Here is a 24,389-nt window from a genome sequence, read left to right as displayed (position 1 = left end):
CTGGTGGCAGTTTGGAGCGTACCGGTCAGGCATGCGCCAAGCCATCGCCCCCCTGCGGCGGGTGCCGGTGCGAGCGCTAACAAGCGAGTTTCACATGCTCTCATTTGTACCAAGCGAGTATATTTATTCACACGCTTTGGGAGTCTTCGCCTTCGACGACGACTACCACTTCGCCCTGCTGCAATCCGCCGTGCATGAGACGTGGGTGTGGCGCAATGCCTCCAGCCTGGAGTCGCGCAATCGGTACACTCCCACCGACTGTTTCGACACCTTCCCCTTCCCGCCCATCGAGTACGCCACGCCGAACCTGCAGGAACTGCTCGCCCAACCGCCCTTCGCTCGCGCCGCGCAACTGGGCGGTGAGTACCACGAACACCGGCGTCAGATCATGCTGGCTCGGCAATTGGGCTTGACCAAAACCTACAACCTCTTCCACAATCCCGCCGTCCAAGAGGCCGACATCGCCCGCCTGCGTGCCCTGCACGCCGAGATGGACCGCGCCATCCTGGCCTGCTACGGCTGGGAAGATGTAGAATTGAAGCACGATTTTTACCAAAACGAGCGCGGCCAAACGCGCTTTATGCCCTCGGCGGAGTCGCGAAGAGAGCTAATTTCGAGGCTGGTGGAGTTGAATGAGATGATGGCAAAGGTGGTCAAGTGATACCAGCATCACTTTTCGGCGAGCCTGCTCCCAAAAAACAGGCTCATTTCTATGTTTACCATGATGAGAGCGAACCAGAACCGAACAAAGGCTGGCTACTCATCGGTTTGTTGTTCGTAAATAAGATAAATCTTTCGTACGTAGAGAGCAGTCTCGACTATCATCGCAGGCAAGAGAACTACACAGGCGAAATCCATTTTTGCAAGCTCCCCAGGAGTTTCGGCGGAGAGTTCGGTGCTAAAGCGCGGGTGGCGCGGCGCTGGATGGAAGCCTATCAGGATAGCTTATGCCAGGATGCCCTCTTTACCTGTCTTGCGGTTAACCGCGCCAGCCCGAAATTTGAGCATGAACGGTTCAAAGCAGATTACCATGCTTACAACCGATTCACGGCGATGGCTATCAAGGCTGGTATCTCGTATTTGCTCGCCCCTCTTGACTATGATGACATCACCTTGACAGTCGTTTCGGACGGTAAAGACCGCAAATCGCGGCCCGAACAGAAATTGGTGGACAACTTCGAAGCGTATCTTCCCTACCGGGTGGAATTGGACAATTGGGTGAAGCAACTGACAACGAATCGCCCATATCCAACAGTGCGCATGAATCCCGTCCAAACGATTGACTCGGCCGCCAGCGACTTGCTTCAACTGACCGATATTCTTTTGGGAGCTACGCAAGCGGCATTGATGGGTATCTCGAACCGACCGGTCAAGCAGGAACTTGGGCGGATGGTAGCTCGCTGGTATCAGGATTTGCAGGAGCCGCTATGGCAACAGGCGTATGGGATGCACAGGAAATTCAACATTTGGGGTTTCCCCGATAAACATGGCAGACCATTCAACCAATTTCGTATGGTACTACCGGTACATGACCCAAATCAGTTATCGCTATTGTGAATTGTCACGATATAGTTGGCGAGACCTTCCGCGTGCTGAAAGAAAAGGAGCTGCGCCAGTGGGGCGAATACCGCACGCGGCGGCTCGTGCTGGAGGCGTGGGAGCGGCTCAGCACCGAGTCCTACGGCAAGAGTCGGCCATAGGCCGCAGGAACGCATGAATCACTTACACCACGTAGTCCAGCGTGCCGTCTAAAGGTACACGCACACGAACGTGTGCTTCAGACAGTGCAATGCCCCCCACCATCCCGAAACGGCTGAAGAAGGAGCCCGCCATAGAAGCAGTCTGGCAGTGCTTCTTCGACGGGCAACTCCCTCTGCCGGTGGCAGAGATGATGGTGGGGATACTCTACCGAGAGCTGCGCAGAAGCAACCCGGCATGAAAAGTGACCCCGTTAGCGACAGCATCCATCCCTGCGCACCTTATGGAGGACCAGGACTCGTACCCTCGCTACATCCCTAGATACCGCCTGCAAAACCCCGACGACCCGATAGCCTACCAGCTCGGCAACCGGAGTCTCTTTGTCGATTGCCTCGACCCCAGCATCGGATGGAGCAAATTCCGGGAGAGGATTCTGCACGTGCAGCGTCTCCTCGCTGAGGAGGGACTCCTCCCCGGACCCAGCCATCACGGCCTGCGTTACCTCTACCTCTTCCAACGGGAGGACCTACCAGACGCGAGCGGCCTACGGCTGCGCATCCAGCTCGGAGACCGAGTCTCTGGAAACCAACTGCCGGAGTTGGAAATCGTCCTGACGTACCGCGGCTATAGGCACTCTCTGGAGATCACCCCCTCAACCAGCGTAACCGAAGGAGGAGAGAAGCGCTCCGGCACCGCAGTCAGCATACAAACGAATCACCCCGTGCTTGGCGACTGGTCGCAGATACCCCGGCATCTGGAAGACCTCTACGAAGCTTCCAGGGCAGTGCTGTTCGAACTCGTCCTCAGCGAAGCTTTGATTGAGCGACTCGAGCCAGAATACTGAGGAACTCATGCACGCGGAACTGCTCACGTCCATCAGCGTACCGGAGCCACTATCCCGCTTCCAAGTGTCCCCGACATGGAAGACCCAGGAGGAGCAAAGTGTCAGCTACCAGACACCAGGAGAGCTCCCTTCGACGAAGTACTGGTTTTGGCCCACACGATGGCCATCAGCCACGATCCGAGTTTGGATAAAGCGATTGTCGTCCAGTAGGGAGCAGCTCCTCCAGGCACTGGAAGAGCTCAGGCGCGAAGGCATAATCAAATGGAGCGGCAAGTACCTTGAGCCGAGAGAGCCTGTAGCACGAGTGCGGGGCGAAGGCACGGTTGCGGAGCTCATCGTGAATGACCGGAGATAAGGTCTACTACTTCGACTCCAGCGCCTTCATCAAACGCTACCTGCAAGAGGAGGGGTCCGAGCAGGTGAAAAGTCTCTTTTCCGAGCCACCACTTGCGGCATCGACCGTCCTGATGTGTGTGGAAATCCGTGCTGCACCGAGAAGAGCCGTCGAGGAAGGCCGACTCAACGACGAAGAGGCGGCTGAGGCGTGGAAATCCTTCCGTGCTGAATGGGAACACCTTGAACGGGTCGAGATAGATGAAGCGCTGCTCGAACGAGCCATTGAGGTAGCATGGAACTATGGCCTCCGGGCAAACGATGCTGTCCATCTGGCACCAGCCCTCCGGCTGTGCGAGAGACAGAAAGTGCCGGTGGTCATGGTCACTTATGACTTGGAGCTATGGGAGGCGGCACGCGCGAATGGGATGGAGGTCTTTCCGCAGTCTCGACCTAGTCTGAAGCCCGGCGGTGGATAGGTGTGGAGCGCTTGCCCGATATTTTCGCCACCTATGCTGAGCCAGCCCGTTGCATTCCACGGGTACGACGCGTAGTTGGTCGTCTCCGTGCGGGCGCAGTCGCTGGCCTGGTGCGGACGCCGGTAGCACCATGCATGTGGAGTGACCATGGGCACTATCTTCGACCTGCACCGCGCCGTCCTGCAGGACTACCGGGACTTCGTCCACTCCTTCCTGCTCATCGCCGATGAGCGGGCCAGGGAGTTCGTCAACCGCAGCCTGGGCGAGGAGGAGCAGCTCTGGCCCGAGCCCTTGGTGCAGCTCAGCCCCGCCTATGCCCCAGGGGCCACCGTGGACGAGCTCGCCGCCGAAGGGCTCATCACTCCTGAGGCCGCTCTCATCTTTCGCTCCCCCGACGGCCGCCCTTACCGCCTCTACCGGCACCAGGAGGAGGCCATCCGCAAGGCGCTGGCCGGAGAGAGCTTCGTCATCACCAGCGGCACCGGCTCCGGCAAGAGCCTCTGCTACTTCCTGCCCATCCTCGACAGCCTCATCCGCAACCCCGACACAGGCGGCCGGGTCGGTGCCCTCATCATCTACCCGATGAACGCGCTCGCCAACTCCCAGCTCCAAGCCCTGGAGAACCTTCGGCAGCACTACGAGCGGCGCACAGGCCAGCCCTTCCCCGTGACGTTCGCCAAGTACACCGGCGAAACGAGCGAAGCGGAGCGGGAGCAGCTACGGCAGCGGCCCCCGCAGGTCCTGCTGACGAACTACGTCATGGCCGAACTGCTGCTCGTGCGGCCGGAAGATGCACGCTTCCTGGACCACAACGGCGGGTTGCGCTTCCTGGTCTTCGACGAGCTGCACACCTACCGCGGGCGGCAGGGGGCAGACGTAGCCATGCTCGTGCGGCGGCTCAAAGAACGCTGCGCCACACCGCGCACGGTCTACATCGGCACCAGCGCCACCATGATCGCCCGCCGGGACGCCACCTCGATAGAGCGCCGGCAGAGCGTGGCCGACTTCGCCACCCGCTTCTTCGGCCATCCCTTTGGACCGGAGCAGAATCATCGAGGAGACGCTCGTCCCCTTCACTGACGGCGGACCGCCATCCGAGGCGGAACTCCAGACGGCGCTCTCCGAGCCGCTCCCGACGGAGCTGGAGTCCTTCCGCCGGCATCCGCTCGTGCGCTTCCTGGAATACGAGCTGGGGATTGAAGCAGAGCCCGATGGCCGCCTCCGGCGTCGCACACCGCAGCCGCTCTCGAAGGCCGCTCAGCTGCTGGCCGAACGGAGCGGAGCCGAGCCGGAGCGCTGTGCCGAACGCCTCCGCCAAGCGCTCGTCCACGGCGCAACCCTGCGCGATGCCGCCGGAAGGCCCGCACTAGCCTTCAAGCTGCACCAGTTCATCAGCCAAGGCGGCACCCTCTACGCCACGCTGGAAGACCGCCAACGCCGCCAGTTCTCGCTCCAAGGCCAGCTCCAGGACGAAGCCGGCAAGCTCTACATCCCGCTGAAGTTCTGCCGCCAGTGCGGACAGGACTACTACCACGTCCTGCGCACTCCCGATGGCTTCGTACCGCACCCCGTCGGGGAGGAGCCGGAAGAGGACGAGGGGCTGCAGCCCGGCTACCTCATGCTGGCCCCCGACGAGGACTGGGCCCCCGAGCTCCCCGAGGAGTGGAGGGACCCCACCGGAGGGCTGCGCCCCACCTGGCGGAAGCGTGTCCCCGAGCCCGTCTGGGTCTGCCCCGACGGCAGCTACAGCCCCAACCCGCGAGCCGACGCGCAGAAGATGTGGTGGCAGCCAGCACCGTTCTCGCTGTGCCTGAACTGCGGGGAACTCTACACAGCCCACGAGCAGGAGTTCGCCAAGCTGGCCTCGCTCTCCAGCGAAGGCCGCGCTAGCGCCACCACCATCCTCGCCCTGTCGCTACTACGCCACGCTGCCAGAACCGGAGCCGCCCAGAGCAAGCTCCTGAGCTTCACCGATAACCGCCAGGATGCCTCCTTCCAGGCCGGCCACTTCAACGACTTCGTCCACGTGGCACTCCTGCGGTCGGCGCTCTCTGCGGCACTCCAGGCCAACCGCGTGCTCACCTTCGACACTGTCGCCCAAAAGGTCGTGGAAGCCTCCGGACTCAGCATCGCCGAGATCGCCCGGAATCCGCAACTCGACCCCAACTCCCCAATGGCCCGCGATGTCTGGGAGGCTTTCACCGAGCTGACGGAGTACCGCCTCTACGAGGACCTGCAGCGCGGCTGGCGCGTCGTCCACCCAAACTTGGAACAGGTCGGGCTCCTGCGAGTGGAGTACCGAGGACTAAGGGAGCTCTGCGAGCGCGAGGAGCTCGCAGAACTCCACCCGGCACTCGCGGCAATGAGCGTCGAAGAGCGGCAAGCGCTGCTGAGGACCGTGCTCGACCGCTTCCGACGCAAGCTGGCCATCGACGCAAAGGTCCTGCGAGCCGACTTCCAGAAGCAGCTCCGCAGACGAGCAGAGCAGTACCTCTACGAATTCTGGGGGCTGGACCCAGACTCCCACGAGCTACGCCCCGCCAGCTCCTTCGTCCGCACCCCGAAAGCCCACCCCAACACCGAAGGCCCCAGCTACAGCCTCAACGAACGCAGCCTCATCGGGCGCTTCCTCTGCAGCCGGCTCAAGCTCCAGGGGCAGGAGTATGAGTCAGTGCTCGACGGGCTGCTGCAGCTCTTGGTCCGGTATGGCCTCCTAGCCCGCTCCGGCGACTCCGACTCCCCACGCTACCAGCTCAATGCCGCCTGCCTCTTATGGTGCCTGGGCGATGGGACGCCGCCACCGCCCGACCCTCTCTACTCCCGTCGTGCTCCAAGCCCAACGCATGCACCCACCTCAGCCCCTGTCAACGCCTTCTTCCAGCGGCTCTACTAGATGGCAGCGGCTGAACTAGCCGGCCTGGAGGCGCGCGAGCACACCGCCCAAGTGGTGCAGCCCGGCGAACGCGAACAGCGCGAACGCCGCTTCCGCTGGGACTCGGCCGACACGCAGAAAGAGGTAGAGCTCGGCCGCCGGCTGCCATACCTCGTCTGCTCGCCGACGATGGAGCTCGGCATCGATATTGCCGACCTGGAGCTGGTCCACCTACGGAACGTTCCGCCGACACCCGCCAACTACGCCCAGCGTAGCGGCCGCGCCGGCCGCCAGGGACAGCCCGGGCTCATCCTCACCTACTGCGGGGCAAGTAGCAGCCACGACCAGTACTTCTTCCGCCGCCGCACTGAGATGGTGGCCGGAAGTGTCCGCCCCCCACGGCTGGAGCTCGCCAACGAAGCATTGCTCCGTGCCCACATCCACGCCATCTGGCTAGCCGCCCTGCGGCTGCCCTTGGGGAATTCGATCAAATCCGTGCTCGACCTACACGACCCAGCGCTGCCCCTCCAACCAGAGATCGCGGCACAGCTCCAAGCCAGCCCGCAGATGAAGGAGGCCCTCGAGGAGCAGGTCCGAAAGGTCCTGCAGGCCGATGAAGGGCTCTTGGGCTCCGCCGGCTGGTTCAATGAACAGTGGATCGAACGTCTCATCGAAGAAGCTCCCCAAGAGTTCGACCACGCCTTTGACCGGTGGCGGGAGCTCTACCGGGCCGCTTGCCGGCAGTTGGAGGAGGCCAGAGCCGAGGAAGATCGCGCCCGTACCCGCGACGACCAACCCCGTGCCCAGCTCAGGCAGCAGGAAGCCCAGCGCCAGCTCAATCTGCTGCTGCAGGTGGAGGACGTGGCACGCGAGGAAGGGGATTTCAACCCCTACCGCTACCTGGCCAGCGAAGGATTCCTGCCTGGCTACAACTTCCCCGCGCTACCCGTGCGTGCCTGGGTTCCCCGCGGAGATGCAGGCGAATTCATCGCACGACCCCGATTCCTGGCCATCCGAGAGTTTGCCCCGCACAACCTCCTCTACCACGAAGGCGCACAGTGGGAGGTCGTAGAATTCCAAGCCCCTCCCGGAGGGCTGGAGGAGCGGCTGAGCCAGAAGCGCTTCTGCCTCCTCTGCCATGCCTTCCTCAGCCACTGATCTGGACCTCTGCCCAGTCTGTGGGAGCCGGTTTGACGGCCAAAACAGCCTAGTAGCAACCGTCTTGGAGATGCCCAACGTCCGCACGCGGCGACGTGCCGGCATCACCGCCGACGAAGAAGAGCGCCGCCGCCAGGGCTACAAGCTGGAGACCTACTTCCAGTTCGCTCCCCAGAGCGGAGGACACCGTATCCAAGAGGCCGATGTCACCCACAACGGCACCCCCATACTGCGCCTCATCTACGCACCAGCAGCGACGATCATGCTCGTCAACCACGGCTGGCGCAGAGCCCGCACGGAAGGGTTTTACGTAGACCTCGAGCGCGGCGAACTCCTCTCTGCCGCTGAAAGGACGAGCACTCTCCGCTCCACCCACCGTCCCCGCGAACGGGTGGAAAGGGTCCGGCTCGCCGTCCAGGCTACCCAAAACCTCTTGCTCGTCCGCTCACTGCAGCCCGAGCTGTATCAGGACGATAGACTGGCCACGACCCTGCTCTACGCACTCAAGCGTGGCTCGGAAGAAGCCTTCCAGCTTGAGGAGCGGGAACTGGCGGCCGAACTGGTCGGCCAAGGCGATTACCGCAGCATCCTGCTCTACGAAGCCTCGGAAGGAGGGGTCGGCGTACTACGGCGGCTCCTCGAGGAGCCGAATGCCCTCTCCGAAGTAGCCCGCTGCGCCCTGGAGATCTGCCACTTCGACCCCAACGGCACCGACCTCAAACCCGATTGCTACGCCGCCTGCTACGAGTGCCTCCTCAACTTCAACAACCAGCACGAAGCGCTGCTCCTCAACCGACGGCTAATCCGCCCCATCCTCCACACGCTGGCAGAGAGCCGCACCGAGCTTCGCCAGCAGGGCAGGTCTCGGCAGGAACATTTGGAGTGGCTGCGGTCGCTAACCGACTCGCGCTCAGAGCTGGAGCGCCGCTTCCTGGATACACTTGCCGCAGGCGGCTACCGACTGCCAGATGATGCCCAGAAGCCAATCGCCTCCCCACGGTGCATCGTGGACTTCTTCTACCTGCCGAACATCTGCGTGTTCTGCGATGGCTCCGTGCATGATGATCCTGCCCAGTCAGCCCGCGACCGCGAGCTCCGCACAGAACTCCTCCGCCACGGCTACCGCGTGGTCGCCATCCGCTACGACCACGACCTGCTGGAGCAGATCAAGCGCTACCCCGAAATCTTCGGCAGCTGACCCCCGCCCGCTACGGGCAATCACAGAAAACCCTCCCCGGCTCCCCTCTCGAGGAGCCGGGGAGGGGATACGCGAGGGACTCAGTACACCACGAACGGCAAGGTCTTGGTGTGTGGTCCAGAAGTGAGCCGTAGGAAGTACGCCCCTGCTGGCAGCAGTTGACTCGAAAGCGGCAGCAGGACCGAGAGCCGACCCGAGGCCGCAGGCAGCTCCCACTCTGCATGCCGACGCCCGTCCGCACCGTAGACCTCCACCCGGACCACAGCCCTGGCACCACTGGGCAGCTGCCACTCCAGCCGCGCCGGACCCTCGGTCAGAAACGAAGGCATCAAGCGTGGCTCCTCAGTCCCCTCCGCCTGCTCAGCAACCGAGGTCGGCAGGACGAGCCGGAAGACAGCAACGGTGCTGTCAGGCCCGTAGGTAGGCGTAAATGGCTGCGCAACCCACAGCTCCAGCGTGTCGCCGCGGGGGCGCAGGGCCATCCCCTCCGCCAAGCCCGTCAACTGCAGCGTCTGCAGAATCTGGCCCGTGTTGATATCCACCCACCGCACATCGCGGCTGTAGGTGCTCACCAGCAGCGTCCTCTGCCCGTTCGGCAGTGTTAGCAGCACCGCCTCCCGCGGCCCGCCATAGCCTGTTGTCCCAAGCTCGATCGGCATTCGGTGCCACAGCCGTGTACCTGGGTCTATCAGGTATACCTCGTGCGAACCGTTGGAGACGACCACCAGTGTGTCGCCGGACAGCAACAGGAAGTTACCCGTCCCCCCAACTGGCACTACTGTGACACCTGAATCCCGGCCTTGCGGGAGGAACTGGACGACTGCATCCCGCTGCCCGAACTGGCCTTCGCAGAGCACAATCAACTGCTGGCGATCCCCATCCCACACAAGCTGCTGGATGTTGCGGCAAGAGCTAAGGCGCAGAGTATCTACCCGAATGCCGCTTACGTCCTGCCGCAGCACGATGACAAGCCCAACCGTATCAGCAACCCGGCGGCTGACGAAGATGGCACCCTTCGCCACGGCGACGGCCTGCGCTGGACCATTGAGGAGCGTATCCTCGGGTCCTCCGAGCGGTGGGTAGGTGACTCGGACGAGCCGATTCGTTCGTGGTAGGAGTAGACCAAATCCCACCCGCTGCAGGATGATCGCCGGACGCAGAGGAAAGCTCAGCGGCCCCCAGGAGAGGGGGACATTGATGATCGACACCCCTCCACCTTCCTCGTTCACCACTGTCACGGATGGTGGCTCATCGCCCTGATCCTGCTGCCCGTCGAAGTCCGCATCCACACCGCCGCAGATGATGTATGTCGAACTGGTCGATGAACCCGGATCGAAGAAAGCCATCAGAGGCGTCTTGCCAATCACGTTGTGCGAGCCTACGAACTGCCACTGCGGGAGCTGGGCCTGGAGACCCGAGAAGACAAGTGCGAGCGCAAAAAGGGACCAACGAATCGACCGCATGGCACACCGAGCGAGGTTGTGGGACATACTCTCCGAGGGAACCCTCTGGCATGCCCGTAACAGGTGGGAAACCCTCTGCCGGCATGGAGTACGGCTCACACTCGCAGCGCCCGTGCTGCGCAGGCTCTGCCCTCTACCCCATTGCAGGCAGGTCTTCCGGCTCCGGCTTCTTCCTCCTCCCTCGCCTTCCCATCTGCGTTGCGCAGACAGTGGCTGCCTTTCGGCATCGAGGAGTCGTCCACCGTCACGGCGGCGCAGACCGCGCAGGATTCGCACCTGCTTCCCTATTCTCCGAGCCTACCCCCGTGGGCATAGGCCCGGCACCTGCAACGGGCACACCATCACAAAAATACGGCGCCACGAGCATAGCCCTACCGCCGCGCCCCTGGCATCCAAAAAGTTAGGATGCCGAAGTAACAGCGCGGTCACATATTTGCAGCCGTAAAGTTCTTGTCGGCCAGCGTAGCTACCTCGGTACTGTTGAGGACGGCAATGTATCTGCACCCCGAGGAAGCCGTCTCAACGATGCTGGCAGCGGCTGAGAAGAAGGCGGCGCTGCAATACCCACGCTCGTAGTCCGCGGTTTCCTAGCAGGCGCACTGTTGGGCTACGCTACCTCATTGTCGTTCGTACCCCAGCTCCAGGACCTGCCGCCCTTCCTAGGAGCTGTGCTGTTCCCCATGGGCTTCGTCCTCTTGGTCCTGTTAGGGCTAGAGCTGGTCACCGGCAACTTCGCACTGCTGCCGTTGGCTTGCCTCGCTGGGTGAATCTCCACGGGGCAGATGCTCCCGGAACTGGGTCTGGGTTTACACCGGCAACCTGCTTGGAGGAGGTGCCTACGCACTGCTCTTCACCGCCGTTATGCTGGACGGCCCAATGTCAGAGTTGCTGTTAGCCCTCGCTCACCGAAAGACGCTCGCCTACCAAGCACTGGGTGCTGAAGGTTGGGGTGCGGCCTTCCTCAAAGGGATCCTGTGCAACTGGATGGTGACACTGGAAACTGCCATCGCGTTCTTTTCCACTACGACGACGGGAAAGGTGCTGACGATGTGGCTGCCCATCATGGCGTTCTTCGCCCTGGGATACGAGCACAGCGTAGTCAACATGTTCGTGCTCCCAGCGGCTCTTCTGACGGGGAAAGCCTCCATAACGGTCGGCCAGTGGTGGCTGTGGAACCAGATCCCAGTCACGCTCGGCAATCTCGTTGGGGCCGTCCTCTTGACGAGTTTTCCGCTCCTGACATAGTTCGGTCTCCACAACCTGAGAGATAAGCCAATGCCACAGAGCACCATTCTGCTGCTCTTCTCCCTGGGCGCGCTTGTCATTGCTGGTGTCTTCTGGTGGGTCTGGCGTAGTTCCTACCAACCGGCATCAGTGTCGGTGGAGCCGCTGCGCCGCTGGATTTTCGTTGGGCTCCTACTCTTCGTTGGAGCTTTTACGGCGCTCACACTCTGGCGAATGCCTTACTTCCTCTATGCCGAAGAGCTCCCCGAACGAGTTATCCACGTCGTCTCGCGCCAGTTTGCCTTTGCACTCTCTGAACGGCCAATCGAGACCGATGCCGAATACGCTGCCGCGCTTGGGCAAACGCTAGAATTGCCCCTTGGGAAGGTCGTGGAGTTCCGAGTCACCTCTTTCGACGTCAACCATGGTTTTGCCCTCTACAGCCCGGACAGGCGAATTGTTGCCCAGGTACAAGCAATGCCAGGGTACATCAACCGCCCGCGGTGGCGCTTCGACCAGCCAGGAGAGTACGTCGCCCAGTGCTTAGAGTACTGCGGCGCTGCCCATGCCAACATGCAAGCACGGTTTGTTGTCCAGTAGCACACGAGGGAGGGAGCCATGAAAGCTCTAGACCGCATCACAGCAGCGTGGATCATCACGGTCACGCTGGTCTTCCCGATCGCCATCCTGCTGGGCATCCTCATGCAGCTCAATCAAGCGAATGTACTGGAGCTCTCCCCGCTCACCTTCTACTCGTTCATGACCGCCCACGGGCTGCTGATGGTCGGGATCTGGTTCGTGGTGAGCATGGCGGGGGTGAGCTATCTGCTCCAGCGCTACGTGGAGGTCCGAGTCTAGCCGATCACGTTCGGCTATGTGTTGACGCTCGTTGGGGTCGTGCTCCTTCTGGCAGCGATCTTCGGGGGAGGATTCCACACGGGCTGGTACTTCCTGTATCCACTGCCCTTCTACGCCCGCACGGAAGAAGGGGCAACGATGGCATTTCTGCTCTCACTAGGTAGCCTGGGGATCGGCTGGTTTGTATGGTCACTGGGGCTCCTGGTGGCAATCCTGCGGAAGTATCCTCTGACACGGGCGCTGGCATGGCATCATCTGGTCGGCAAATCCGAGCCAGAAACACCGCCGTTCATCCTCATCTCCACCACAACCCTTCTGGGGCTGGTGCCAGCGTTCGTTGCCGCAGTCATCCTGTTAGGGCTCTTCTTCATGGAGTATCTCGGCGGCGTCAAGCAGGATGCCCTGCTGATGAAGAACCTGACCTTCTACTTCGGGCATACGCTGGTCAACGAGATGCTCTACTTCGGCATCGCTACACTCTACGAGCTCTTCCCAGCGCTTGCAGGCAAGCCGCCGTACAGAACGAAGCCGTTCGTAGCGCTGGCGTGGAACTTGGTCCTCGTAGTGGTCTGGACTGCCTACTTCCACCACCTGTACATGGACTTCGTACAGCCGACCGCCCTACAGTACGTCGGCCAGCTCGCTTCCTGGATTGCCCCCATTCCAGCCATCGCCGTCACAACTTTCTCGGTGCTCGGGACGGTCTATCGCTCGGGGATGAAGTGGTGGCTGGCTCCCACGTTCTTCCTCACGGAGGTCATGTTCTGGATCATCGGTGGGCTAGGCGCAATTCTGGATGCAATTGTGGCGAACAACTTTGTCTTGCACAACACGCTGTGGGTACCGGCGCACTTCCACACGTACAACCTTCTGGGCAACGTGCTCTTCAGTTTGGGCTTCATCACGTGGTTTGTGCGGGAGCAGTCTGGCGATGACGGCAGCCGTCTATATCGGCCGGTAGCGACGCTCTACCTGCTCGGTGGGGCCGGCTTTGTAGCGGCATTCTACATTGCCGGTGCCCTTTCGATCATGCGCCGGGTAGACAAGTACCCTGAGCTGGTTGCCAACGGGGGTGTGTGGGCACTCGTGGGCGCACTCTTCGCGATCCTGGTGCTGGTAGCAGTAGCTATCTACACCATACACGTCGTGCGGCGATGCTGGCGCGTCTTAGCGGCTGCCTAATTGTGGCACCGCTCCTCTGGGCGCAGCTCAACGAAGGGCACTACTACCTCCGCTCAGTGCCCGACGTGCCGGTCACGCTCATCACCGGGGAGCAGCAGTCCCTGCACCGCCTACTCCAGTCACGGGCGGTGTTGCTGACCCTTTTTTCCAGTCGGTGCCAGGGGCTCTGCTCCCCGTACTTGCTCTACTTGAAGCGGGAGTTGGCTTCCCCGCACGGGTTCTCAGTGGTCGCACTCAGTTTCGACCCGCGAGATCGCCTCGCTGACGTCGCTGCTACAGCGCACCGCTTCGGGCTCGCGGAGGCCTCGGGATGGACCTGGGGCCTGCTGCATCCCACTGGAGCAACGAGCCTCCTCTCCACCCTAGGCTACACAGTCCGCTACGACAGCAGCCGTGGCGACTACGACTACTCCATTGTGCTCTTTGTCCTCGACCAGCACGGGAACATCCTCCACCGCATGGAGGGCTTCCAAGACCCAGCACTCCTCAAAGACCTTGTACGGGAAGCCCGCGGGGAGTTCGTGCTGTCGTATCCCTTGCCGAGCACCGACGTCGCTCTTCGCTGCTTCGAGCTGGACAAAGAGACTGGCTCCTGGCGGCTGAGTACGGGAATGGCCCTACTGCTGGTACCGCCGATTGCATCATTTGCACTCGCTGGCCTGATACAGCTCACTCTCTCCCTGCGCCGCACTCGGTCACCGTAGCCATAGGACTCTCAGCGCCCAACCGCACCCCATAGCACCCCCCGAAGGCTGGAGAAAAAACCAGCCACACACCGGCCCTACAGCAGACCCCTGCACTTTTTGCAAACTTTGCACCCTCCATCCTGCGCCAGGGGAACGGCGCAATCAAATGCATGTCGGTTTGGTTCTGGTGCCGTACATGGCTGACAGATCTGCCCTTTTCGTGATCGCTTGCTCTTGGTGTGCCATGCTCTCAGCGTGGGCTCAGCCATTCCCAGCCTTTAGCCTCCAAGGCTACTTCTTCGGCGACTACTTCTACAAGCTCCGTGGCGATACCTCCTCGCTGCCGACACAGTATGCGCTGTTCGCACGGGGGGACAACGGAGTGCAATTCCGCCGCCTCTACTTCTGGGCCGATGCCCGATTGCACCCCCGCTGCTCAGTGCGCTTCCTCCTGGAAGCCAACGAGACCTCGTTAGACGCCAACGGACGCTATGCCATGTTCGTCAAGGAGGTCTCCGTTACATGGGACAGCCTTGCGCTACCCTTCCTACAACTCCAAGCCGGGCTGATTCCTACCCCGACGTGGCGTCTCTCGGAACAGCTCTGGGGCTACCGGAGCCTGGAACGAATGCTCCCCGACATCTGGAACTGGGGGGATGCTGTAGACGTAGGGCTCGCCATCCGTGGGATCGTGACGGAAGGTAGCCGCACCATCCTCCAAGTGACCGCTATGGTCGGAGGTGGCGAAGGGGTGCGGGCGGAGAGGGCGCCAAATAAGAAGCTCTACGGACAACTCGCATTCCAGCCCCTCCCCGGTCTGTGGACAGAACTCTACGGCGATTGGGACCCACGAGCAACGACGGGCAGCAACAGCCTCCTGAAGGCCTTCCTCGGCTACCGTGGGCCAGACCTCCAGCTCGGGGCCGAAGTCCTGTCGCGGCAACAACACCACTCCACAGTTGAGCGAACGTCTGCCCTGGGACTGAGCCTCCTCAGCAGCGTACAGCTCTGGGAAGAGCCGGAACTGACGCTCGTGCTACGCTACGACCAGGTAGCCCAGGCCCCCGACCGCCACCTACTCCACCACCTCGGGCTTGTGGCCGTGGAGTACGTCCCCACGCCCAACGTACGCATCATGCCGAACCTCTGGATCCTAGCCCACACACGGAGAGACCCGCAAGCCCCTCGCTTCCCAATAGACATTGTCGCACGCCTGAGCTTCTTCGTGCAGTACCTGTAGACTCTTCTTCACACAGCGAGCTGGAGCCTCCACTCAAGCTCCGGCGTAACTTTGCGAGCTGAGATGCCCTACAGAGCTCTCCAATGAGCAGCGCCGGGCTTAGTTCCCTCCAAGAGTACCTGCAACTGCGGACTCTGCCCGCGAAAGTAGGGAGAGGGGTGACCCCCAGGAATTGCTGCAGCGCTGGTATCACTTTCGCGATAGCTCTCCTCTTGGGTTGTGCAGACCTCTTCGTGGGTTCACACTTCGCCAACCTCCCACCCGAAACGGTCCTCTGGGTTGATACCGTCGGTACACCGCAGCGCAGCCGCGCCCAGCTCTTCTGGCGAGGGGACGATCCTGACGGTTTCGTGGTAGGCTTCCTCTTGAGCCTCGATGCCCAGAACTGGACTTACACCACACGTCGCGATACCACGGTCTTGCTCCCCGTCGGTGCCGAGGATACAGCATACTCCATCGCCGTTGCTGCTGTTGACAACTCGCTCCTACGTTACCCTCAGCCAGGGGAGCGTGTCGACTTCTCCGACCTAAACGGCAACGGCCTGCACGACGATGGCGAGCCCTTCCGAGGGTTAGAAGGTGCCGTGGACCCGACCCCAGCACGCCTGCAGTATCCCGTCCGCAACAGCCCACCAAGGGTCTTCTGGGGCTCGGACACCACGCCCGCAGCCGCACAGAGTGTCTGGCTGCCGGAGACGACGTTCACGGTGGCTACCTTCCGCTTCACCGCCGTCGATCCCGACGGACCGAACCAGATTGCCTTCTACGAGTGGGCGCTCAACGATACGGCGCGATGGCATCAGCTGCCGCCGACGACCGAGTTCTTCACGCTGCGGGAGTCCGACGGGCTGCGCCCCGGCGAGTCCAACCGCCTCTACCTGCGGGCCGTTGACGTCGGCGGACTCAGGAGTCCTGTGCTGGAGTACCCGCCGCCCGGACGGCAGTGGTACGTCCGCAAGCCGCGCGGGCCAATCTTGGTGCTGCACGACTACGCCGTGGCCGACGGTGCCGACACCTTCTACACAGCCGCACTTGGACGGATTGCCGGCGGACGCTTCGCCGAGCGCTTTGATGTGCTGGATATCCGCAGTGGACGCACTGCCCAGAGCCGCCCGCGGAACGTACCACCCTTCTTGAATCCGATGTTCGTGGAGACCCTGCGCCTCTTCGAGGCGGTGCTGTGGTACGGCGACCCCCAGTTTGCGCTCGACATTGCCCAAGCCGTGCTCCCAGAGTACGTGCGCACAGGCGGCAAACTGCTGCTGGTGACGACGCTCCCCAGTACCGTAGACCCACAGGCCGGCTACAGCGACATTGTCCCCATCGACAGCCTTAGCGCCCGAGAACTCTTCTCTTCCCCAGCGGCGCTGCCGAACGGCACCCCACTCTTGCCCGATAGCTCTCTCCCCGACGGCCCCTATCCCCTACTCCTCAAGGACCGCGGCACCGCTGTCGGCATCCACGCACTGTATCCAAATGCGACAGCAGCGCCACTCTACCGACTGCCACCGAGCCAGCACTACGCGGGAACGCCCGTCGTTGCTGTTCGCAGCGGCAACCGCGCTGTGGTGTTCCTGAACTTCCCGCTCCACCTCTTCAATCGTGCTGGAGGCGCAGAACGCTTGCTCGAGCGAGTGTTGGTCCAAGACTTCGGGCTGCAATGAGGTGGCGGGAATTCCTTGCTGCAACTGCTGCCGTAAGCCTCAGCCTCCTGGCGCAACAGCAGACTGGAACGCTCGTTGGTCGGGTCGTCGATGCTGCCACAGGCGCTCCGCTCCGATCGGTTACGGTCCGCCTCGTGGGAACGACCTACGGAGCCGTTACGGCCCCAAACGGGCAGTTCGTACTGCGCTACCTCCCGCCCGGCACCTACGTGCTGGAAGCTACCCTCATCGGCTACAAAGCCCTGCGGCAGAGTGGGATCCGCATACGCCCCGGGGACACCGTAGAGCTGCTGCTACGCCTGGAAGAAACGGCCTTGACGCTCGGCCAGGAGATCGTCGTCCTCGGGGAGCGCCCGCTCATTGACGTAGAGCAGACGCAGTCCTTACGTGTCATCAGCCAGCAGCAGCTGGAGCGGTCCGCCGTCCAGACCGTCACCGAAGCGCTCATCCAGCAGTCTGGAGTGCTACTCCAGGATAACACACTCCACATCCGCGGTGGCCGGGGCTACGAACTCGCCTATCTAGTTGACGGCATCTCCGTCCAGGACCCGCTGGCAGGCTCGGGCTTCGGAGTGGAGCTCTCTCCAGAGACGGTGCAGGAGATAGAGTTGCTCACCAGCGGCTTCGCAGCCGAGTACGGACAGGCCACCTCCGGTGTGCTCAACCTCCGGACAGCGGAGCCGAGCCGCTCGCTCCGCCTCCGTCTCCAGTATCGCCCCGAATGGCGCATCCACCGGCGCAACCCTTACGACCGCGACACCGGCAGCCTCTACCAGACCGACCGCTACAGCCTCAGCTTCAGCGGCCCGGAGCCCATCACTCGACATCTCCTCCCGGCCCTTGGGCTACGCCCCCCAGGACAGCTCGGCGTCGTTGCAACTGTCGAAGGAGCCTCCTCCGACGGCTTGGTACCGGAGTTTGCCCGCATACGGCTCCGTTCCTCTCTCCTGCCGGCATGGCTGGCTCGACGACAGGACAATTCCCTATCCACCTTCCTGAAGCTCTCGTGGCAGCTTTCCCCAGCCATCCGACTGAGCTACGTCAACGCCCAGAGCATGGCGCTCAACCAGAACACGCGCACCCTCCAGACGACCCTAGAGTATCTCCCGCCGGAGCCTGGCTACCAGTACCAGTTCCAAGGCCACTTCGACGGGGCGCTGACCTTCTCTGCACTCCAGCGGCTACATGTCCTGACGTGGCAGCAGAGCTTAGGACCACGCCTCCTCTACGAACTCCGACTGGGCTATGCCGGCTGGCGTGTCCGCGCCGACGCTAACGGACGAGACTACACCCGCTACAGCGAGCCGCAGGACATCCCGACGCTCCCGCCGCAGTACTACGACACCGGCGACTCCACCCGCACGGGCATCATCCCCGGTGACGGCTTCTACGACATCGGAACGGCCTGGAGCTGGCGCGACCACTTCGCCTACGAACTCACCCTGAAGGCCGATCTGACGGCCTTCTTGGCGGAGAAGAGCCAGATCAAGACAGGAGCCGAGCTCCGGTTGCAAGAGCTGCAGTACTGCGAAATCTTCGCCCCTTGGATACCACCGCTTGGTCTCAACAACGACGCCTTCTCCGTCCGCCCACGGCTACTGACGCTCTACGCTCAGCATCACCTAACGCAGAAAGGGCTCGTGCTCCACTACGGACTCCGGGCTGAAGCCTGGGCCCCCGGCCGGTTGGTGGACGAAGCGATTGACAACCCCGCGCTGAGCACCATCACCGAAGAACGGCGCCGCTCCTACCGAGCCCACACCGTCCCTGCCTTTGGGCTCCGCTGGAAGCTTCGGCTCCAGCCCCGCTTGGGGATCGCTCATCCCATCACGCCCACGCAGATGCTCTACTTCAACTACGGCCACTTCACCAAGCTGCCCCGTCCGCAGTACATCTACGCCAAGCTCTCCCCTGCAGCAGCTCGCTCGTCATACCAGCGCTTCGGCAACCCCGACCTCAACCCAGAGACCAGCATCGCCTATGAGCTGGGACTGCGGAACCAACTGACCACCGATGACGTCCTCAGCATCGCCCTCTTCTACCGCGACATCTTCGGCTACGTCCAGACCCGCCCCGTACGCACGGACAACCCTCGATTCGCTGGCGGACGCTTCATTACCTACGTCAATGCCGACTACGCCCGTGCTCGAGGGGTCGAGGTGGAGTACCGCAAGCGCATCGGACGCTGGCTGGAGCTGAGCGCTATGCTCGGCTATAGCTCTGTGACGGGCAAGAGTAGCTCTGCTGACCAAGGATTGCTGATTGCCCGAGGGCTTATCCCTGACCGGCTCACTGAAGACCCAATGCCTTGGGACCGGCCGTGGGACTTCCAGCTCAACCTCTGGGTACAGTCCCCGGAGGGCTCCCCTCCGCTAGGGCTCAGCATCCTGGAGGGGTGGCGCCTCTGGACGCGGTTCGTACTCCGATCAGGGCGCCGTTACACCCCTGCAGTGCCGGTCATCGACCCTACTACGGGCACCCAGCGCCGGCTCCCAAACGGACGCCCGCTCTACGAACTGGACGAAGAGCGCCCTTACAGTGCCCTCGCCCAGACCTACCGATGGTGGGAACTTGCTCTCAGCCGTGACCTCCGCATCGCCTTAGCCACTCTACGTCTGCGAGTGGAAGTGCTGAACCCGCTGGACTGGAAGAACCCTGCGATCGTCAATCCCGTCACCGGTCGGGCGTACGAGTACGGCGATCCGACACCTCCGACGTGGAATGACCCACTCTATCCCGACCTCCAGCCGCCGCTGGAGCCCTATCCGTTCAACCCTGCCCGTTACGAGCAGCGGCGGAGCCTGCGGATTGGCATGGAACTCATTTGGGAGTAGGCCGGCATGGACCAACGCAAGCAGCAGGCCACCTCGTGGCGAAGGGCCATGTGGCTGAGCACCGCCGCGAATGGGCTGAGTTCACTGAGCTTCCTTGTCGCTTACCTCCTCTCGGGCAACTTCTGGCTCTTGGTGCCCAGCGGTATCTTCGCAGTCGCTGGGGCTGCACTCTTCCTCGTTTGGAGTCGTCTCGGACACCGCCTCTCCAACAGCGAGTAGAGGCATGGAGTTCTACCCCCTACGTTCCGGACTGCAGTGGAGTGTCGCCGTAGACCAAGCATCCGAGCCAGTGCTGACGGCATACGACCCTCTGGAGTATACGCCCCAGCCGTTCGCCGTCCCGTTAGAGGCGCATCCCGTCATAGCGGCACTGGCAGAGAGTCAGTCGTGGGAGGAGCTCTGGCAGCATCTGGCTGCAGCCGGGGTCCGAAACTCCCCAACCCATCAGCGAATCGTCACCGACTTCGTGCAGCAGTTAGACTCCGTCTATGCCCTGCAGAGTCCCCGCTTCGACCAGCGCCGCCGAGCTTGGGAAGCGGAATACCGCAGTTACCCTATCCGAACGGCTGCACTGGCCGGCATCTGCTACCCTGAAGCTGCTCCCGAAATCGCTGCTCTGCTGGACTCTAGCCTCCAATCCGCCCCAATTGTAGAGGTTCCGGCAGCGCTGCCCATCGCCGCTGTTATCCCCCACATCGACCTGCGAGTAGGAATCAGCAGCTACGCGGCGGCGTATCAGGTACTCCAGCAGCTCCAACCCGAGCTTGTCGTCGTGTTGGGCACCTCACACTACGGCTGGCATGCCCCGTTTATCGTCACGGAGAAGGATTTCCAGACGCCACTAGGGACGATGCCGACAGCCCGCTCGCTGGTCCGGCAGTTCGTAGAAGCTTGTCCCGTCGGGGTGACCGATACCGACCTTGCTCATAAGCCCGAACACTCGCTAGAGTTCCAAGTTGTGTTCCTCCAGCATCTCTTCGGCAACGGGGTTGAGCTCTTCCCCGTACTGCTGACGTCCTTTGGCGACCTCATCCCACAGCGCCGCTCGCCAAGCACCGACAGCGTCCTGCGGTACGCCATCCGCACCCTCCGGGAGATCGTCGCATCATCGGGACGGCGTACACTCTGGATTGCTAGCGCCGACATGGCCCACGTTGGACGCAAATTCGGTGACGACGCCGATGCACACCTCCTACTCCCCGAAGTAGAACAGCACGACCGCGCCCTCATTGCCGCCATGTGCCGTGCTGATGCCGAGGGGTACTTCCAACTGATTGCTGCCGTTGAGGACCGATACCGTATCTGCGGGCTGTCACCGGTCTACACTCTCCTTGCCGCCCTGCAACCACGGTACGGCGTTCTGGCAGACTACCGTCAGTGGTACGAGCCAGAGACCCTCTCTGCTGTTACCTTCTCCAGCGTGCTCTACTACGGGTGAGCCGATATCTCCTTCTTCGAGGAGTCGCGATGAAGTCCTACCGCAAGGAGCTCTGGTTCAACACGCCCACGCGACGAGCTTTCATCAACATTACGCCTATGGTGGAGGAGTGCGTCCGAGAGAGCGGCATTCGCGAGGGCCTTGTACTCTGCAATGCCATGCACATCACCGCCAGCGTCTTCATCAACGACGATGAACCCGGCCTCCACGCCGACTTTGAGGCGTGGTTGGAGCAGCTTGCACCCGAGAAGCCGTATTCGCGGTATCGCCACAACGACACAGGCGAGACGAATGCTGACGCCCACCTCAAGCGCACCATCATGGGGCGTGAGGTCGTCGTCGCCATCACCGACGGACGCCTAGACCTGGGGCCATGGGAGCAAATCTTCTACGGCGAGTTCGATGGCCAACGCCCGAAGCGGGTCCTGGTCAAAATCATCGGTGAATGATGCTGTCGGCGGGCATCTGGATTGCGTGGAGCGGAGGGAAGGACAGTGCCCTCACGCTATTGCGGCTTCGTCAGCAGCGACAGCCAATTGCAGGTCTCATCAGTACCCTCATTGGCAACCCGTCCACCGTTGCCTTCCACGGAATCCTAGCATCCACACTCCTGCAGCAGGCGCAAGCACTGGGTCTCCCACTCCAGCTCCTGCGTTTCCGGCAGCAGCCCACTAACGAACTCTATGCTCGTCGCTTTCGCACACTCTTGCGTAGTCTCGGCTGTCGAGCAATTGCCTTTGGGGACATCTTCCTGGAGGACGTACGACGGTACCGCGAGCAGATCCTAGCACCGCTGGCAGTGGAGCTACTCTTCCCGCTTTGGGGTGAACCGAGCGACCTGCTGGCTCGGGAGGTTCTCGAAGTCGGCATCCATGCTATTGTGACCTGTGTTGATTCCCGCCGCCTCGATCCCCAATGGCTAGGGCATTCGTACGACCAGGCCTTCCTGGATGCCCTACCGCCTTCGGTGGATCCCTGCGGGGAGCGAGGCGAATTCCATACGTGCGTCCTCTCCATGCCCGGCTTCAGCTCTTGCCTCACGCTCGTCTCCTGGAAGCCCACAGTATGGATAGAGCACTGGCACGGTTGGCTCATCCAGACAGAGTCTGCTCCCGCATGAACCGATGGCACTTCGAGTCTCCACATACCTCGCCGGACTCCGCAACTCTCCCATACCGAGAGCACACTTACGCGAGGCCGCCCGGTTCGTACTCCAGCAGGAAGGTGTCAGCACAGCTACTGTCCGTATCGTCTTAGCCGACGACCAGACCATCCAGGAGCTCAACCGACAGTACCTGCAGCACGACTACCCTACGGACGTGCTGACGTTCGTCTTGGCACCTGCGCCGCTGGAGGCCGAGATCTACATCGGCGTCCAGCAAGCGCAGCGACAGGCTGAAGAATACCGTGTTCCGCTCGCGGAAGAACTCATCCGTCTCAGTATCCACGGGACCCTACATGCCCTCGGGTACGACGACCAAACAGCATCCCAACGCCAGCACATGGAAGCGCAGCAAGAACGCTACCTCCGAACCTTCCTCAACGAAGTCCTCCCCAAGAGTGTCCCAGAACGACCGCCTTCGAAGAGCTCGGCAGCGCCGTCGTGAGCGCCTCTTAGGGGCCATCATCGCCTGGCTAGCTGAAATGCTGGATAACCCCTACGTTTTCCGCAACCACCGTCGCTTCGCTGCTTACGGGATCAATCGGATGGGACGTATGGGCTTCTCACAGGCAGAGGCGATACAAGCACTCTCGTGGCTCCCGCACTTACAGCATCACTCCTTAATTCTGCGACGTCCACCGACCCGAAAAGACAGCTTCCGACCCCTGTGCACCGAGGAGACTAGCCTGTTCTCCAGCGACAGCTTCCAGCACCTCATGCACATCTACTCGCTCCAGCTCCTCTCTGTCCACCAGCTGGAGCACCTCCTGAGCCACATCCGAGAAGAAGACCTAGCGCCCGTGGACACGGAAACCCTTCGGGAGCTACTCTACGAACTCTTCCCCACTTACTCCCCTCGTGGCACGCCTTTCTACGGTGCCCTTCCCAACTCTGAGCGCCCCCAATAGCTCACCCTACAACCCGCAAGTTATCCTGTGCTGTCGTACGGGAAACCAGACTCAGACTCCACAGCTCCACGACAGCACGGTAGACTTGCTCCACGGGGATCGCCCACACAGTCGCCGGCGGTTGTTCTACTGGGGGCGTTAGGATAATTGCGTGCCCTGCGTATGGCCCCCAGCGTCGGGGATGGTGTGGCGGCTCTAGCGAGTAGAGGCCAACGACTGGTACTCCAAGCGCCGCCGCGATGTGCAGAGCTCCTGTAGAGTTGGCTACTACTACACGAGCTTGGGCCAAAAGGGCGATGAATTCGTGCGTATCTAACGCCCCGAAGAGCAGACGGGCCTTGGGATACGACCGCTGAATGGCCTGCGCTATCCCCGCCTCTGCAGCAGTTCCAGTGAAGACACACGGAATGCCCTCCTCCTCAAGCTGCCGAGCCAATACAGAAAAGGACGAAGCCCCCCATCGAGGGGCTGAACCACGCCCTCCGGGATGCAGCACCACGAATTCCCGAGTCCGTAGCCCGTAGCGTCTCAGGAGCTGAGACACTTGCTGAAACGCCTTTTCCTCCACCCGAGGTGCCGCCAACCGCACGGATACTGCCTTCCCCGCAGCATAGGCGACCATCTGCACGTTGTACTCCGCCTCATGGCGTTCTGCAGTCCTACGGTGCTCGTACACACGATGGGTGAATAGCCACGAGTACCACCGGTAACCGCTACCCACCCGATAAGGGACCCCAGCCCGCCGAGCTGCTCGAGCCTCTGAGAAGAGCGGGCGAGGGAAGAAGAGCACTTCGGGTCTCCAGTTCCGCAGAGCTTGATAGAGCTCGGCGGTGCTCTCCACGAATACGGCTGTCACTCCAAGGGCGTCATCTACCAGAGGAGCCGTGCGAGGATGGGCGAAGACAATGACGTGGGTCTCAGGCCGGAGCTCACGAATGGCAAGTGCCATCGGCAACGTCAGCACCATATCACCTATGTGGTCCGTGCGGACGATGCCGAGCCGCCGGCTCTGCCAAAAGGCCTCGTGGAGCTGCCTCCACGTTGGTGGCCCTACCCCTTGCCCTGCTCTCATCCTAAAACAGAAACCGGCGGCAGTCCTTTCGGGACTGCGCCGGTGACGCTCTCCCTCACTCCTACCTCACTACCCG

Annotated in this window: 26 protein-coding genes and 1 riboswitch; of the genes, 24 read left to right on the top strand and 2 right to left on the bottom strand. The window is 62.0% G+C overall.

The annotated features are described in order from the left end of the window. From NZ960_08505 to NZ960_08465, 9 genes are all read left to right on the top strand, one after another. A partial coding sequence (locus tag NZ960_08505) for a restriction endonuclease (GenBank protein ID MCS7177632.1) occupies positions 1–661 on the top strand: 661 nt, incomplete at its 5' end. Further along, the gene (locus NZ960_08500; GenBank protein ID MCS7177631.1) at positions 658–1,557 is read left to right on the top strand and encodes a DUF3800 domain-containing protein; all 900 of its coding nucleotides are present in this window, start codon (positions 658–660) and stop codon (positions 1,555–1,557) included. The genes NZ960_08505 and NZ960_08500, both read left to right, overlap by 4 nt. A 232-nt stretch (positions 1,558–1,789) precedes the next feature. Next, complete coding sequence (locus tag NZ960_08495; protein MCS7177630.1) at positions 1,790–1,939, top strand: hypothetical protein; 150 nt, start codon at positions 1,790–1,792, stop codon at positions 1,937–1,939. A gap of 42 nt (positions 1,940–1,981) precedes the next feature. Beyond that, positions 1,982–2,542, top strand: a complete 561-nt coding sequence (locus NZ960_08490; protein ID MCS7177629.1) for a TIGR04255 family protein — start codon at positions 1,982–1,984, stop codon at positions 2,540–2,542. Between the two features lie 341 nt (positions 2,543–2,883). Continuing rightward, complete coding sequence (locus NZ960_08485) at positions 2,884–3,354, top strand: type II toxin-antitoxin system VapC family toxin (GenBank protein MCS7177628.1); 471 nt, start codon at positions 2,884–2,886, stop codon at positions 3,352–3,354. Between the two features lie 147 nt (positions 3,355–3,501). Then, on the top strand, positions 3,502–4,434 hold the full coding sequence (locus NZ960_08480) for a DEAD/DEAH box helicase (GenBank protein ID MCS7177627.1): 933 nt from the start codon (positions 3,502–3,504) through the stop codon (positions 4,432–4,434). Continuing rightward, entirely contained in the window at positions 4,388–6,247 is a 1,860-nt protein-coding gene (locus NZ960_08475; GenBank protein MCS7177626.1) for a hypothetical protein, read from the top strand. Before NZ960_08480 ends, NZ960_08475 begins: the two co-directional genes overlap by 47 nt. Further along, positions 6,248–7,384 (top strand): helicase-related protein, encoded by a 1,137-nt coding sequence (locus tag NZ960_08470; protein ID MCS7177625.1) that lies wholly within the window; start codon positions 6,248–6,250, stop codon positions 7,382–7,384. A 70-nt stretch (positions 7,385–7,454) separates the two neighbouring features. After that, positions 7,455–8,582, top strand: a complete 1,128-nt coding sequence (locus NZ960_08465; protein MCS7177624.1) for a DUF1998 domain-containing protein — start codon at positions 7,455–7,457, stop codon at positions 8,580–8,582. Between the two features lie 80 nt (positions 8,583–8,662). Here the strand turns inward: NZ960_08465 and NZ960_08460 are convergent, their stop codons facing one another. Continuing rightward, on the bottom strand, positions 8,663–10,045 hold the full coding sequence (locus tag NZ960_08460) for a hypothetical protein (protein MCS7177623.1): 1,383 nt from the start codon (positions 10,043–10,045) through the stop codon (positions 8,663–8,665). A gap of 128 nt (positions 10,046–10,173) precedes the next feature. Continuing rightward, positions 10,174–10,388: riboswitch (cobalamin riboswitch) on the bottom strand. Between the two features lie 277 nt (positions 10,389–10,665). On the opposite strand from NZ960_08460, the gene NZ960_08455 reads away from it, so the two are divergent. The 15 genes from NZ960_08455 (at position 10,666) to NZ960_08385 (ending at position 23,241) form a co-directional block, all read left to right on the top strand. Continuing rightward, complete coding sequence (locus tag NZ960_08455; GenBank protein MCS7177622.1) at positions 10,666–10,812, top strand: hypothetical protein; 147 nt, start codon at positions 10,666–10,668, stop codon at positions 10,810–10,812. Next, on the top strand, positions 10,805–11,290 hold the full coding sequence (locus tag NZ960_08450) for a formate/nitrite transporter family protein (protein MCS7177621.1): 486 nt from the start codon (positions 10,805–10,807) through the stop codon (positions 11,288–11,290). The genes NZ960_08455 and NZ960_08450 overlap by 8 nt, the downstream gene beginning before the upstream one ends. A 30-nt stretch (positions 11,291–11,320) precedes the next feature. Continuing rightward, entirely contained in the window at positions 11,321–11,869 is a 549-nt protein-coding gene (locus NZ960_08445) for a cytochrome c oxidase subunit II (protein MCS7177620.1), read from the top strand. Positions 11,870–11,887: 18 nt separating this feature from the next. Beyond that, entirely contained in the window at positions 11,888–12,127 is a 240-nt protein-coding gene (locus tag NZ960_08440) for a cbb3-type cytochrome c oxidase subunit I (GenBank protein ID MCS7177619.1), read from the top strand. Between the two features lie 21 nt (positions 12,128–12,148). Continuing rightward, positions 12,149–13,309, top strand: coding sequence for a cbb3-type cytochrome c oxidase subunit I (locus tag NZ960_08435; GenBank protein MCS7177618.1), 1,161 nt, complete (start codon positions 12,149–12,151; stop codon positions 13,307–13,309). Then, complete coding sequence (locus NZ960_08430) at positions 13,282–14,013, top strand: hypothetical protein (protein ID MCS7177617.1); 732 nt, start codon at positions 13,282–13,284, stop codon at positions 14,011–14,013. The genes NZ960_08435 and NZ960_08430 overlap by 28 nt, the downstream gene beginning before the upstream one ends. Before the next feature lie 226 nt (positions 14,014–14,239). Next, complete coding sequence (locus NZ960_08425) at positions 14,240–15,235, top strand: hypothetical protein (protein ID MCS7177616.1); 996 nt, start codon at positions 14,240–14,242, stop codon at positions 15,233–15,235. Between the two features lie 83 nt (positions 15,236–15,318). Then, complete coding sequence (locus NZ960_08420) at positions 15,319–16,899, top strand: hypothetical protein (protein ID MCS7177615.1); 1,581 nt, start codon at positions 15,319–15,321, stop codon at positions 16,897–16,899. Continuing rightward, positions 16,896–19,733, top strand: a complete 2,838-nt coding sequence (locus NZ960_08415; GenBank protein MCS7177614.1) for a TonB-dependent receptor — start codon at positions 16,896–16,898, stop codon at positions 19,731–19,733. Before NZ960_08420 ends, NZ960_08415 begins: the two co-directional genes overlap by 4 nt. A 48-nt stretch (positions 19,734–19,781) precedes the next feature. Beyond that, positions 19,782–19,952, top strand: coding sequence for a hypothetical protein (locus tag NZ960_08410; GenBank protein ID MCS7177613.1), 171 nt, complete (start codon positions 19,782–19,784; stop codon positions 19,950–19,952). Between the two features lie 4 nt (positions 19,953–19,956). Then, entirely contained in the window at positions 19,957–21,171 is a 1,215-nt protein-coding gene (gene amrB / locus NZ960_08405) for an AmmeMemoRadiSam system protein B (protein MCS7177612.1), read from the top strand. Positions 21,172–21,200: 29 nt separating this feature from the next. Then, the gene (locus NZ960_08400; protein ID MCS7177611.1) at positions 21,201–21,620 is read left to right on the top strand and encodes a secondary thiamine-phosphate synthase enzyme YjbQ; all 420 of its coding nucleotides are present in this window, start codon (positions 21,201–21,203) and stop codon (positions 21,618–21,620) included. Further along, entirely contained in the window at positions 21,617–22,291 is a 675-nt protein-coding gene (locus NZ960_08395) for an adenine nucleotide alpha hydrolase (protein ID MCS7177610.1), read from the top strand. Before NZ960_08400 ends, NZ960_08395 begins: the two co-directional genes overlap by 4 nt. Positions 22,292–22,295: 4 nt before the next feature. Further along, a complete protein-coding gene (gene ybeY, locus NZ960_08390; protein MCS7177609.1) occupies positions 22,296–22,778 on the top strand; it encodes an rRNA maturation RNase YbeY in 483 nt (160 codons plus the stop codon). Then, positions 22,732–23,241 (top strand): DUF494 family protein, encoded by a 510-nt coding sequence (locus tag NZ960_08385; protein ID MCS7177608.1) that lies wholly within the window; start codon positions 22,732–22,734, stop codon positions 23,239–23,241. Before ybeY ends, NZ960_08385 begins: the two co-directional genes overlap by 47 nt. 1 nt (position 23,242) lies before the next feature. Here the strand turns inward: NZ960_08385 and NZ960_08380 are convergent, their stop codons facing one another. After that, positions 23,243–24,313, bottom strand: a complete 1,071-nt coding sequence (locus NZ960_08380) for a glycosyltransferase family 9 protein (protein MCS7177607.1) — start codon at positions 24,311–24,313, stop codon at positions 23,243–23,245. Positions 24,314–24,389 lie beyond the last annotated feature (76 nt).

Source organism: Candidatus Kapaibacterium sp., assembly GCA_025059875.1.
Taxonomy (GTDB): domain Bacteria; phylum Bacteroidota; class Ignavibacteria; order Kapaibacteriales; family HRBIN21; genus HRBIN21.
The sequence above is the reverse complement of the archived record's forward strand: the minus strand, read 5'-3'. Positions and strand labels throughout refer to the sequence as shown.

Coding starts and splice junctions, on each gene's coding strand:
- NZ960_08495 (MCS7177630.1), top strand. CDS start 1,790: ATGCCCCCCACCATCCCGAAACGGCTGAAGAAGGAGCCCGCCATAGAA.
- NZ960_08490 (MCS7177629.1), top strand. CDS start 1,982: ATGGAGGACCAGGACTCGTACCCTCGCTACATCCCTAGATACCGCCTG.
- NZ960_08485 (MCS7177628.1), top strand. CDS start 2,884: ATGACCGGAGATAAGGTCTACTACTTCGACTCCAGCGCCTTCATCAAA.
- NZ960_08480 (MCS7177627.1), top strand. CDS start 3,502: ATGGGCACTATCTTCGACCTGCACCGCGCCGTCCTGCAGGACTACCGG.
- NZ960_08470 (MCS7177625.1), top strand. CDS start 6,248: ATGGCAGCGGCTGAACTAGCCGGCCTGGAGGCGCGCGAGCACACCGCC.
- NZ960_08465 (MCS7177624.1), top strand. CDS start 7,455: ATGCCCAACGTCCGCACGCGGCGACGTGCCGGCATCACCGCCGACGAA.
- NZ960_08460 (MCS7177623.1), bottom strand. CDS start 10,045: ATGCGGTCGATTCGTTGGTCCCTTTTTGCGCTCGCACTTGTCTTCTCG.
- NZ960_08445 (MCS7177620.1), top strand. CDS start 11,321: ATGCCACAGAGCACCATTCTGCTGCTCTTCTCCCTGGGCGCGCTTGTC.
- NZ960_08440 (MCS7177619.1), top strand. CDS start 11,888: ATGAAAGCTCTAGACCGCATCACAGCAGCGTGGATCATCACGGTCACG.
- NZ960_08430 (MCS7177617.1), top strand. CDS start 13,282: ATGCTGGCGCGTCTTAGCGGCTGCCTAATTGTGGCACCGCTCCTCTGG.
- NZ960_08425 (MCS7177616.1), top strand. CDS start 14,240: ATGCTCTCAGCGTGGGCTCAGCCATTCCCAGCCTTTAGCCTCCAAGGC.
- NZ960_08420 (MCS7177615.1), top strand. CDS start 15,319: ATGAGCAGCGCCGGGCTTAGTTCCCTCCAAGAGTACCTGCAACTGCGG.
- NZ960_08415 (MCS7177614.1), top strand. CDS start 16,896: ATGAGGTGGCGGGAATTCCTTGCTGCAACTGCTGCCGTAAGCCTCAGC.
- NZ960_08410 (MCS7177613.1), top strand. CDS start 19,782: ATGTGGCTGAGCACCGCCGCGAATGGGCTGAGTTCACTGAGCTTCCTT.
- amrB (MCS7177612.1), top strand. CDS start 19,957: ATGGAGTTCTACCCCCTACGTTCCGGACTGCAGTGGAGTGTCGCCGTA.
- NZ960_08400 (MCS7177611.1), top strand. CDS start 21,201: ATGAAGTCCTACCGCAAGGAGCTCTGGTTCAACACGCCCACGCGACGA.
- NZ960_08395 (MCS7177610.1), top strand. CDS start 21,617: ATGATGCTGTCGGCGGGCATCTGGATTGCGTGGAGCGGAGGGAAGGAC.
- ybeY (MCS7177609.1), top strand. CDS start 22,296: ATGGCACTTCGAGTCTCCACATACCTCGCCGGACTCCGCAACTCTCCC.
- NZ960_08380 (MCS7177607.1), bottom strand. CDS start 24,313: ATGAGAGCAGGGCAAGGGGTAGGGCCACCAACGTGGAGGCAGCTCCAC.